Here is a 12,300-nt window from a genome sequence, read left to right as displayed (position 1 = left end):
TATAAGATGCTAAATGATTCAAAGTTGATTATCTAGAAGTAGCTGCTGAATTAAGTGTTAAATTTTATAATGATTTTTAATAGTATACGTAATTATTTTTATCAGGGGGAGGCAAATGAAAAATAGACTAAAGGCAATGCTATTTATGCTGACGTTTTTACTTATAGCCTGCAACACTGACATAAATCCAAAAGAACATGCAAGTGAAATATATACAATTGCTTTAAATGCCATTATGGAAACAGACAAATCATTGAATGATGATATGAAATTTATAGCTATTGATATGAGTAATTTTGATGCATTAAATGAAAAACAGAAAAAATCAATTCTAGATTATTTCGAAGATAAATATAAAGTTAAAGTAATGGAAGCAACTTTCGATGATTTAAAAGAAAAAGGATATTATAATGAGGATACCTTAGACGGAGTACTTCTAACAGTTCAAAAAGTTAATTTTAACGTAAAAAACAATATCTTCTTTAATGGTTCGAAATACAGATCAGCAAAAGGGGCTATCGGAGTAGAAAGTACAGTTCACTACAAAGGTGGAACTTGGCGAATAAAGAAACTAAGAGAATCTTGGGTGAGCTAAAAGTATTTTTCTTAAAGCGTGCTATTTAAACTAAATTTGACAGCTAAACCTCAAAAAACGCAGGGTGTAAAAACCTTGCGTTTTAATTATTGAGAGCTTTTTATCTAACTAGAACCTGTTGAAGAAATATCATTCTTCTACCTGTATAACAAATTCACTGAATAATTTATCTTCATTAACAGGACTAAACTCATTGTTTACAATATGTCCCTTCATCAGGTTTTCTGAAATTGTTAAGTGAACTAAGAACTGTGATAGTCATTTGTACATACTTTGTGCTGAAATAGGTATAAATATAAATTTCCCCTATGAATAGTGAACCAAAACGGAAATAGGTAATATATTATAATAAAGTTTCCTTAAGGAAATAAATTTTCCGTAAGGAATAAAAAGGGGAACTGATATGTCATGAAATGGATGGAAATATATATGCCAAAAACTTATGGGTTAATATCGATATGTGGCAAGCTTCTACCTCATAAGAACAGGAAACAACAACGGTAATGAACTATCGATTCAAAAAGTTTAGTAATAATCTAATAAAATTTTTTATATATAAAACCCCACTCTCACCTATTTCGATTGGTAGAAGTGGGGTTTTTAAGTTAATCAACTTTTTTCAATAACAAATTTTGTTTAATGACTTGTAAACAAGTACATACTTTTTCTAATACTAATGTCCATTTGAAAGGGGAATTCAAATTGAGCTTTTCAAAGAATAATAATTCAAATTCTCCTGAATCCAAAAAGAATAAATCTAAGGATCCGCTTCTTAAAAGCCTTTCTGAGAATGTGAAAATCATCAAAAAAGCAATGGGAAACAGTAACGATATTATTATCCGAGAAGTAGATATTTTAAAAACAGATAAACAACGGATTGCAATTATTTATGCTGATGGTCTTGCTGATAAAACTGCAATTACAGATTTTATCATGGAATCGCTTATGCTAGATATAGAGTCGACACCAGAAACACGCGAAGAAGATATCATTCAATATCTGAAAAATTTTTGCTTAACAGTTGGTGATGTGGAAGATGTTACTGATCTACAGAGTGTATATCGTGCTGTTTTAAATGGTGAAACAGTCATTCTATTAGAAGGTCAAACAAAAGGTATTGCTACAAGTACAAAAAGTTCAAAGGATCGAGCGATATCACAACCAAGTACGGAATCAGTCATTCGAGGACCTCAGGAGTCATTTACTGAAACACTCCGTACGAATACAGCACTTATTCGTCGTAAGATAAAAGATCCTAATCTTTGGATAAAATCAAGAGTTATTGGAGAAATAACACAAACAGATGTTGCGATTATGTACATCAATGGAATAGCAAACGATAAAATCGTAAAAGAAGTTCTTGAAAGATTAGACCAAATTGAGATAGACGGCATATTGGATAGCGGCTATATTGAAGAGTTAATTCAAGATTCTAAATTCACCCCGTTCCCAACCGTTTATAATTCAGAGCGACCAGATGTTATTGCTGCAGCACTGTTAGAGGGAAAAGTTGCAATCATAGTGGATGGTTCGCCATTTGTTTTGATTGTTCCAGCGTTGTTTCCAACTTTTTTACATGCGGCAGAAGATTACTATCAACGGTCAATTATTAGCACTTTAATTCGTATTTTAAGATTTGGAGGAATATTTGTTTCGTTAATGATTCCTTCTTTGTACATTTCAATCACCACTTTCCATCAAGAAATGATACCAACTCCCATGTTGATTAGTATTGCACTTCAACGAGAAGGAGTTCCATTTCCAGCATTTATCGAAGCAATCCTTATGGAAATAGCATTTGAAATATTAAGAGAAGCCGGCCTACGAATGCCAAGAGTCATCGGTCCAGCAGTATCCATAGTAGGGACATTAATCATTGGGCAAGCTGCAGTAGAGGCTGGGATTGTTTCAGCAGTAATGGTTATTATTGTGTCAATAACAGCCATTTGTAGTTTTTTATCACCAGCGTATGCAATGTCAAATTCAATTCGTATGCTAAGATTCCCTTTAATGATTTTAGCTGCGATGTTTGGTTTGTACGGAGTAATGATGGGTGCCTTTGCAATTATTCTTCATGTTTGTAGTTTAAGGTCTTTTGGTATACCGTATACAGCACCATTTGCACCATTAATACCATCTGACCAAAAAGATGCAATTGTACTATTTTCACGTGATTCACTTTTAACAAGACCACGTTTAGTTAATCAAAAGAATATCAAGAGAGAACAGAAGCTAGTACGAAAAAAGGGTAGGAGTGATCTAGGTGAAAGTTAGAAAAAAAATAACGTTTATCCTATTTCTACTTTCAATTACGCTTTTATTAACAGGATGTTGGAGTAAACGTGAATTAAATGAACTAGCAATTGGAGTGGCGCTGGGTATAGATAGAGTAGACGATCAATATGAAGTTACTGTTCAACTTGTCGATCCTTCTGAACTTTCAATTAAACAATCAAGTAGTAGAACAGCAGTAGTAACATATACAACACAGGGTAAAACAATTTTTGAAGCAATAAGAAAAATGACGTTAATATCTTCAAGGGCAATCTATTTATCTCATCTTCAAATGATGGTAATCGGTGAGGGGATGGCAACTGATGGGATTAAACCGACGCTTGACCTCCTAGCGAGGGATCATGAAGTACGGAATAATTTTTATATTGTTGTTTCAAGTAAATCTACTGCAAGAGAAGTCTTGAATATTTTAACGCCTTTAGAAAAGATTCCAGCCAATAAATTGTTTTCTTCATTAGAGGTTTCTCAGAAAAAAATTGGTATAACATCAAAGATGCGTTTAGATCAATTAATCAACCATCTAAGTAGCGAAATTAAAAGTGCTGCATTATCAACCGTAGAAATAATCGGGGACCAACAAATCGGGAATGAGCAAACTAATATGGAAATTGTTAATACTCCTGCATTATTGAAGTACAGTGGTTTATCAATTTTTAAAGAGGATAAGTTAGTTGGTATTTTAAATGAAGAAGAAAGTAAAAGTTATAATTACTTAAGAGATGAAATAGAAAGTACGATAGAAAGTGTCTCATGTCCAAAAAATGACGGGAATGTTGCAACAGAAGTTATTAATTCTAAAACAGAAATAAAAGTAAAATTAATAAACGATATTCCTGAATTTGATGTCAATATTAATGTTGAACAAAATATTGGAGAAGTGGAATGTCAAATCGACTTAACAGATTCCAATACATTAAAGCAAATTAATGAAAAAGAAAGCAAACAGATTGAAAAGAGAATAAAAAGCTTAATTGAGAAATTACAAAACAAATATCAAGTTGATGTAGTAGGCTTTGGGGAAACGATGTATCGTTCTCACCCAAAAGAATGGGAAAAGATAAAAGGTCAATGGGAAGAAGAGTTTTTTCCTAAAGCAAAAATAAATGTGAAAGTGAAAATTAAGACAAAAGGATTAGGGACTTTGAGAAATTCACCGCTATATGAAACAAAGGAGTAATGGAGAATGTTTAAAACAATTGGGATTTTAATCCTCTTTACTGCCATCTTGTTATTTCAATTACCAAAACTAAAGCAGAATGGTGAAAAAAAAGAAATTTGGACCTTTTCAATATTACTATTCATCAGTACTACTTTATGTATAGCTGTAGCTTTAAAAGTAAAAATACCAAATCCTTTTGATTTAATCATTGTAATCTTTAAACCAATGGGAGAATTTATTACGATGGCACTTAAATAAAGTGGCATAATTTAACAGTAAAAGAGGAAATAAGCTATGGGAAAAGAGATTATTAGTGTAAGACAATTCACGATAATTGTAATGCTTTATTCTGTAGGAGCAGCTATTTTAATTGTACCTGCAAGCTTAACACAAGTTGTGAAGCAAGATGCATGGGTTGCAGCTGTATTAGGAGTATTGGTCGGTTTATTACTAGCGAAATTTTATATCACTGTTGGAAATATTTCTCCTAAATTATCTTTAGTTCAATTGATTGAAAAAGTTCTTGGAAAATATGTTGGTAAGATTATTGTAATTTTGTTTCTAATATTTACGTATCTCTCTGGGACTGGACTTCTATATTTTTTAGGCGATTTCATGCGTACTGAAGTTATGCCTGAAACACCTATCGTAGCATTTGGTGGGTTATTCATGATTGTGATTATGTTTGGTACTTATTTAGGAATAGAAACATTTGCACGATCTTCGGAAATACTCTTTCCAATATTTTTTTTACTGTTTATATTCTTAGTGGTTTTTATTTCTCCACAAGTAGATATAAAACATTTAGAGCCGGTTTTAAATTCGAATCCTAAACCATTAATCAATGGTATTTTGATTTTTATTAGTGAATTTGCATTTCCATTGGTCGTATTGTTAATGATATTCCCTGTTGCTATTAATGTTCCTAAATCTGGAACAAAAGGGTTTTATATAGGTGCTATAGCTGGGGGGGGTATTTTAATAATCTTGATTACTTTATGTGTCTTAGTTCTTGGTCCTACTGATACGGCTCACCGAGTTTTCCCTAGCTATGCAATGGCACAAAGGATTTCTATAGGGAATTTTATTCAACGTATTGAAATCACTATGGCTCTCTTATGGATTATTACACTGTATGTTAGAATCTATTTTTATTTTCATGTGACAGTTGTAGGAACGGCACAGTTACTCAAGTTAAAGAATTATAGATCTCTAATATTACCTTTAGGATTAAGTATGGTTGCTCTTTCTCAAACGATTCATACTGATGTAGTCCATCAACTAAAGTTTAATAAGGAAATCTGGATACCATATTCAGCTACATTTGCTTTATTACTACCTTTATTGTTATTAATTGTTGCTAAAATTAGAAAAATAAAAAGTGAGTAAAAACCTTATCCACTTAAAGTGTTTTTTGTAAATATTTTGTGAAAATATACTAGTTGCTCATTCAAATTCGATGAATAAGAATCAGTCCTAATTAGATATAATCACTGAATATAAGCTACTTTCCAAGGATACCCTTAATAAATTTTATATAAAATGAATGAAAATTTACAAAACAATTAAATAACATTAACTTTTAGAGGATATAATTATTAAAGCAAGACATCTTCCATGCATAGATTTTATTAAATGAAATAAAATAAGCACTAAGGAGGAGTAAACTTGGCTACTTTAATCGACATATTGATTACAAGTTTGATCAGTCTCTGCTTTTTAGCCTTAGGGTTATTTATCTATAAAAAAGAAGATGTTGAATTAGTTGCAGGATATAATGGTCAAAAATTCAAAGGCAATAAATCAAAATTCGCAAAAAACAACGGCTTATTCTGTATAGCCTTTGCATGTTTACTTTTTATTACCCCTTTTTTAAAATATTTTGGGCATATATTTTTAAACTTAATTTCATTCATCATGCTGTTGTTGTTAATCATTTTGGTTCTTTATACAAGAAAGCAACATCAATAAGTTGGATATAATCCGCTTGTTCCTAGGAATGAGCGGATTTTAATCTGTGAAAAGCCTACTACTACAAGTGTAATCGATTCATAATTAGATGGTTTAAATTCGCATTATTACGGGAAATGTTACAGGGAAAGTATGGCGATATGTAAATCAATAGATCTGAAGGGATATTGGATTAACAAAAAGCGCTTCTACATTAAGTAGGAACGCTTTTTGTTAGAGATTATTATTAATTTTTAGAGACACCTTTATTTGCAGCAATCATTAAAAACATTGGTCGACGGTTTTCATCGTGCATTTCAGGTATATTCTTTAACATTTCTTCAGAAGGTGTAGATTCTTTGACTGCACTAATACTAAAACCTGCGTTAATCAAATCATTGATATAAGTAGAAATCGTACGGTGATATTTTTGAACGCTTTCATTTAAAAAGGACGTTTCACGTAATCCTTCAAAATGATAATTGTCTACTGGCCAGTGTAAACGATTGCCTTTTTCATCGTTATACCAATCTTGTTCACTTCTAGAAGTAAAGATTGGATGTTCAACAGAGAAGACAAATGACCCACCATCATCTAAGTAATCATAGACTTTCTTGCAAATTGTATCGAATGACTGAATATAGTGTAAAGCGAGAGAGCTTATGACTACATCAAATTGTGCATCTGAAAATTGAATATCTTCAATCGATTCTTGAATATAGGTTATGCCAGAGTCATCTGTTTTTTCACGCGCTTTTTCCAACATTTTTTTTTTTAAATCAACGCCAATTACAGAACTGGCTTGTTGCTCACGAGCAAATCGGCAATGCCAGCCAAAACCGCATCCAAGATCAAGTACGCGCTTATTTTTTAGTTTTGGTAGTAGTGTTTTTAATATATGCCATTCACCTGCAGCTTCAAGACCTTCGACTGAGCGAGGCATTTGTTCATAAGCAGAAAAGAAATTTGTTTCATCATATTTATTTTGTTTGGTCATGTTATATCTAAACTCCTATCTATATAAATAGAATATGGATTATTGTGTTGTAAATCAAATTATTTGAAGATTTTCGCTATACTATTTTCTACCTGAACAATATACACCAGCAATTACGCATAATCCTCCGATTACTTGTGATAAAGTAAGGGATTCACCAATAAAGAGTACTGCGAAAATCGAAGCAAACACAGGTATGAAATTTAAATATAATCCGGCTTTATTGGCTCCAATACGCACTACACCAGTATTCCAGGAAATAAATGCAATAATCGATGCAAATATACCTGTATAAATAATAGCGAAAAATGCTGTTCCAGACCAATGGATCACAGTCGTTGTTTGAACAGATTCATATAGGAAAAAGGGTAGTAACATAATGATACCTACGAATATTGAAACAAGAAATGTTGAATTTCCAGGTAATTGCTTTGCATATTGTTTTACTAATAAAGAATAGATACTCCATAAAACTACAGCAGCAATAACGATTATATCCCCTTTATTAAAGGAAAAATGGCGTAAAGTTTCTACTGAACCGTTTGAAATGATACATAAAACACCGATAAAAGAAATGGCTGTACCAATCAATTGATTTTTCGTTAAACGTTCCTTTAAAAATATAAAAGATAATATGTAAATGACAACGAGTGTTAACATATTCATCAATGATGCATTAATCGAAGTTGTGTAGTGTAGAGCTATGTATACGAGTGTGTTGAAACTAGCGACCCCAGTAAAACCAAGAATAAAAACAATTCGCCAATGCTTCAGTATCTCTTTGAAATCTCGTTTTAAAGCAACATAGGCTATCGGTAAAAAGACGATAAAAGCCGTACACCAACGTAGAAATGCAAGTGTGAATGGTGGTAAATCATTGGCAACTGCACGTCCAATGACAAAATTGCCGCCCCAAAGAATAGTTGCTAAAAGTAGCAATACAAACGCTGGGATTCTATTCATATAAAGGACCTCACTCTTAAAATATATAGCATCCATTTTTTCGACATACTGATTTAATCTGCAATAATATTTGAATATATCAGAAAATCAAGGCTTAAATACCTAAGAAATAAAGTACAACCGGTATTGATACGATACTAATAATTGTAGTTACAAATGTAGTAAAGGATACTAAATCAGGTTCTGTATCAAACTGTAGTGCTATCATCGTTGTATTTGCAGCAGCGGGCATAGCAGATTGGATGATCAAAACGGTTTTAATTAGAGAACTGAGGGGCATAAAAGTTAAGATAACTGCTGCTAGAATCGGTGATAAAACTATACGGATAATAGATACAACTGAAACTAAGCGATAATCTACCTTTTTAGCAGAAATAGCAGCTAACTGCATCCCTAAAACGAGCATAACTGTTGGAATAGAAGCTTCAGCTACTAAACTAACACCATCCATTACTGTTTTAGGAATAGGAATATGGTAAAATTCTAAAGTAATACCCGCTAGTGCTGCGTAGATTAAAGGCATGCGCAAAACTTTTTGAATGGATTGTTGTATTGTTGCTTTTTGTGATCCGCCAATTGAAGCAAAGAAAATGCCTAAACTATTCATTAGAAGTGAATGAAGTACCATTATAATTACGGCTATATCAAAACCTGCAGCACCTAAAGCAAATAACACAACGGGTGCTCCGTAATTGCCACTATTCATGAACACGGCTCCGAGGATCATTGCAGAAAATTCTGATCGAGAAGCCTTAAATATAGCGGACATAGCCCATGTAATGAGAAACAGTACAACCGTTAACAAAATTGCGAAAATCGCTATGTATAAATAGTCTTTAGTTAAAGGTGTCGTATAAAATGTCCGAAAAGCGAGGAATGGTGACATTAAGTATAGGGCTGCTGTAGAAATTGATTTTATATCAAAGCCTATACATTTTTGTCCGATAAAACCTATTGAAAACACTATTAGAACCGGTAAAATAATAAGAAATAATGACAAATAATCATCTCCGTTAGATTTATTAGATATTTCTTATTATTCCACTTTAAAAAATATAGACAATACTATTTTAAAAAAAGTTTATTTTTCAAAGAAAAACACGTAGTAACTAACCTACGTGTTAACTATTGTTACTTCCAATTTGTATTGATAAATTCATCGCGACCGGATTTTGCACGGTCTTCTTTATAGTGTTTGGCACTTTTTTTGTAATAATCCTGATGGTAATCTTCAGCAGGATAGAATATACTTGCTTCTCGAATCTCAGTAACGATTGGCTTTTTAAAACGACCACTTTCAACTAACGCTTGTTTGGAAGCTTCGGCTAATTGTTGTTGCAATGAATCATGATAGAAAATGGCAGCTTTATAAGATTCACCACGGTCCTGGAATTGACCTCCGTCATCTGTAGGGTCGACTTGTGGCCAATAGATTTCGAGTAATTTTTCGTATGAAAAGAGCGCTGGATCAAATTCAATCTGAACGACTTCTAAGTGACCTGATTGACCTGCTTTTACGTCTTCATATGTTGGATTTTCTATATGTCCACCCATGTATCCTGAAGTTACTTTATGTATTCCGTCATATTCGACAAATGGCTTGACCATGCACCAAAAACATCCACCAGCAAATGTAGCCTTATTTGTAATTTGTTCCATGTTGTAACCTCCATTAGTATAAAGACGTCATTAATACGTGCCATCTTGTACATCTTATAGTTTACAACATTGACTACTAGAAAAACATACCCACTTGAAAGGAGCATACATCATGCAAGAAAATCAACAAACGCGAGTGCGCAAAAAAAGACGCAAACTTCGAAAAGGACGTGTGTTCTTTACTTTTCTACTACTTCTATTAGTAGGGGTAGGAGTATATGCATACACTGAATATAAAGCAGGATTAGAACTTGCGAAAGGGCAAGAACATATAAAAGAAGACTTTATTGGTGATGAGGCTTCATCAAAAAATATAGATAATATTTTACTTTTAGGTGTCGATTCTCGCGGAGAGGCAAAATCGCGAACAGACTCTATGATTCTTGTTTCATGGAACAAAGACACAAATGACATTAAAATGGTATCATTCATGCGAGATATTTATGCAGAAATCCCTGGCTATCAATCATATAAGTTGAATACAGCTTATTATTTAGATGGTGTTCAATTATTGAAAGATACAATTAGTAATATGTTCGATGTTGAAATTAATCACTATGCATTAATTGACTTTAAAAGCTTTGAATCAATGGTAGATATTCTTGCACCAAATGGGGTAGAAGTAAATGTCGACAAAGATATGTCGAAAAACATCGGAGTTAAATTGAAAAAAGGAACACATCAGTTGAATGGTAAAGAATTATTAGGCTTTGCTCGGTTCCGTTCGGATGAAAAGGGTGACTTTGGGCGTGTAGATCGTCAACAAAAGGCTCTAGAGGCATTGAAAAAAGAAGTTGTATCACCTGGAAATTATAAAAACTTCCCTAAATTATTAGGTGCGCTTCAAGGTTATGTTCAAACTGATATGACAACTAAAGATGAATTATCATTTATGACATCAATCATAAAAGGTGGGGACCTTAATATCGAAAAACTAACTATTCCGGTTGAACATGGCTATTCATTTGCCAATTATCCTCATGCAGGATCTGTTATTGAAATTGATCGTGCATTAAATAATAAAGCTTTAGAGGAATTTCTTGATTTTGAACAGTAATATAGGGGTATAATATTATTAGCGCAAAACGAATGCATCCTGTAAACTAATCATATAGCACTTTTTGTCAAAAGGGGGGATTGGATGGAACCAGAAAAACCATCATTTTTTTCAACGAGATTTATTCGTTTCTTAGGAGGTAGAAATTTACTTTTTGGATTATTAACCTTATTAATTTTAGGTTGTATTATTTTCATCTATGATAAAGTATCATTTATTTTCTATCCCATTATTGTTTTTTTACAAACAGTAGTACTCCCGGTTATTTTAGCCGCAATTGCTTATTATTTATTAAGACCTATTCTGCGTATACTTGAGAATTGGAAAATTCCGAGAGTATGGGGGATTTTGATTATTTACCTTGGGCTAGCCGGAATAATTACTTTGTTAGTTATTCTAGTATTCCCATTCCTAAAAGGGCAGTTTACGAATTTAATCAATGAATTCCCACAATACTTTATGGAAATGCTTCATAAAACGCAATCTTTCGTACAAGGATCGACTTTCAATTCCTTCTTGTCTAAATACAATTTTGATTTAGATCAAGTAATGTCAGATATAACGAAAGATTTAAGTGATACAGTTAAAGATACAGCGGGTAAACTAGGAAGCGGTATTGCGACAGGTATTACAGGCTTTATTTCCACTCTAACGGGAATTCTTTTAGCAATCGTAACTGTCCCATTCATCTTATTCTACTTATTAAAAGATGGAGAAAAACTTCCAAAATTTATTTTGAAAATGCTTCCTCCTCGTATGAGAGATGACGCGGCTCACCTTTTCCATAAAGCTGATCGCCAAATTAGCTCATATATTCAAGGGCAAATTATTGTTGCATTTTGTATCGGTGTCATGATCACAATTGGTTTCTTAATTATCGATATGGATTATGCTATCGTGCTAGGTTTTTTAGCGATGGTTACAAGTGTTGTGCCTTATTTAGGACCTATTATTGCCATAACACCTGCTGCGATTATCGCTATCGTAACGTCGCCAATTATGTTGGTCAAACTGGCAGTGGTATGGACTATCGTGCAATTAGTGGAAGGGAAATTTATTTCACCACAAGTTATGGGGAAATCGTTACATGTCCACCCTATTACCATCATATTTGTATTACTAACTGCAGGTTCGTTATTCGGTGTACCAGGTGTTGTTCTAGGTATACCAGGTTACGCAGTTCTCAAAGTGTTAGTAACACACTTATTCTATTTATATAAGAAACGCTATAATCGCCAAGAACCAGATCCTACTATGGAATATGAAGTGGAGAACTGGAAAGACGAATAATCGGTAGCATTTGCTACCGATTTTTTTTGTTAAGGAAAGGAAAAATGTATGATTAGTTGAACAGTTTTTTGTCAATTCAATAAATCTAAATACGGTTATATGCAATTTTATAAAGAAAAACAGCTATTCTTTCAATTTAAACTGAAGGATTTGCTGTTTTTTTATGCATGAAAATACAATTTGTTATGAAAAATCCCTTTTGAAGAAATATTTTTACAATATCAAATGTTTTTGTATCAATGATGGAAGCGTGTACATTTTCAATAGAATGAAATATAAATAAAAATACAATTGACTTTATATTTATACATACTTATAATAGTTTGTAACATACA

General features: G+C 32.7%; 12 protein-coding genes. 8 read left to right on the top strand and 4 right to left on the bottom strand.

All coding sequences use genetic code 11. The features are described 5' to 3' along the window. Nucleotides 1-115: 115 nt before the first annotated feature. From BK137_RS08160 to BK137_RS08135, 6 genes are all read left to right on the top strand, one after another. On the top strand, nucleotides 116-595 hold the full coding sequence (locus BK137_RS08160; protein ID WP_038181403.1) for a hypothetical protein: 480 nt from the start codon (nucleotides 116-118) through the stop codon (nucleotides 593-595). Between the two features lie 639 nt (nucleotides 596-1,234). Then, nucleotides 1,235-2,869: a spore germination protein gene (locus tag BK137_RS08155; protein WP_081730040.1), complete on the top strand. Its 1,635-nt coding sequence runs from the start codon at nucleotides 1,235-1,237 to the stop codon at nucleotides 2,867-2,869. Beyond that, nucleotides 2,859-4,067, top strand: coding sequence for a Ger(x)C family spore germination protein (locus tag BK137_RS08150; protein ID WP_038181409.1), 1,209 nt, complete (start codon nucleotides 2,859-2,861; stop codon nucleotides 4,065-4,067). Before BK137_RS08155 ends, BK137_RS08150 begins: the two co-directional genes overlap by 11 nt. A 6-nt stretch (nucleotides 4,068-4,073) precedes the next feature. Continuing rightward, nucleotides 4,074-4,307 carry a hypothetical protein gene (locus BK137_RS08145; protein WP_038181413.1) on the top strand — a complete coding sequence of 78 codons (234 nt, stop codon included), beginning with the start codon at nucleotides 4,074-4,076 and terminating at the stop codon, nucleotides 4,305-4,307. A gap of 36 nt (nucleotides 4,308-4,343) precedes the next feature. Continuing rightward, complete coding sequence (locus BK137_RS08140) at nucleotides 4,344-5,438, top strand: GerAB/ArcD/ProY family transporter (RefSeq protein WP_038181416.1); 1,095 nt, start codon at nucleotides 4,344-4,346, stop codon at nucleotides 5,436-5,438. Nucleotides 5,439-5,717: 279 nt separating this feature from the next. Then, nucleotides 5,718-6,020 (top strand): DUF3784 domain-containing protein, encoded by a 303-nt coding sequence (locus BK137_RS08135; protein ID WP_038181418.1) that lies wholly within the window; start codon nucleotides 5,718-5,720, stop codon nucleotides 6,018-6,020. Nucleotides 6,021-6,246: 226 nt separating this feature from the next. Here BK137_RS08135 and BK137_RS08130 read toward each other — a convergent pair whose 3' ends face one another. From BK137_RS08130 to msrA, 4 genes are all read right to left on the bottom strand, one after another. Next, nucleotides 6,247-6,996, bottom strand: coding sequence for a class I SAM-dependent methyltransferase (locus BK137_RS08130; protein WP_038181421.1), 750 nt, complete (start codon nucleotides 6,994-6,996; stop codon nucleotides 6,247-6,249). Between the two features lie 81 nt (nucleotides 6,997-7,077). Beyond that, nucleotides 7,078-7,959: a DMT family transporter gene (locus BK137_RS08125; RefSeq protein WP_038181424.1), complete on the bottom strand. Its 882-nt coding sequence runs from the start codon at nucleotides 7,957-7,959 to the stop codon at nucleotides 7,078-7,080. 94 nt (nucleotides 7,960-8,053) lie between these two features. Next, nucleotides 8,054-8,959 (bottom strand): AEC family transporter, encoded by a 906-nt coding sequence (locus BK137_RS08120; RefSeq protein ID WP_038181427.1) that lies wholly within the window; start codon nucleotides 8,957-8,959, stop codon nucleotides 8,054-8,056. Between the two features lie 131 nt (nucleotides 8,960-9,090). Continuing rightward, on the bottom strand, nucleotides 9,091-9,618 hold the full coding sequence (gene msrA / locus BK137_RS08115) for a peptide-methionine (S)-S-oxide reductase MsrA (protein ID WP_038181440.1): 528 nt from the start codon (nucleotides 9,616-9,618) through the stop codon (nucleotides 9,091-9,093). A gap of 112 nt (nucleotides 9,619-9,730) precedes the next feature. Here msrA and BK137_RS08110 point away from each other — a divergent pair, with 112 nt between their 5' ends. Together BK137_RS08110 and BK137_RS08105 are read left to right on the top strand one after the other, a co-directional pair. Further along, the gene (locus tag BK137_RS08110; protein WP_038181443.1) at nucleotides 9,731-10,675 is read left to right on the top strand and encodes an LCP family protein; all 945 of its coding nucleotides are present in this window, start codon (nucleotides 9,731-9,733) and stop codon (nucleotides 10,673-10,675) included. Nucleotides 10,676-10,759: 84 nt separating this feature from the next. Further along, nucleotides 10,760-11,965 (top strand): AI-2E family transporter, encoded by a 1,206-nt coding sequence (locus BK137_RS08105; protein ID WP_038181445.1) that lies wholly within the window; start codon nucleotides 10,760-10,762, stop codon nucleotides 11,963-11,965. The last annotated feature ends 335 nt before the right edge of the window (nucleotides 11,966-12,300 follow it).

This window comes from Viridibacillus arenosi (genome assembly GCF_001955655.1).
Taxonomy (GTDB): Bacteria; Bacillota; Bacilli; order Bacillales_A; family Planococcaceae; genus Viridibacillus; species Viridibacillus arenosi.
The sequence above is the reverse complement of the archived record's forward strand: the minus strand, read 5'-3'. Positions and strand labels throughout refer to the sequence as shown.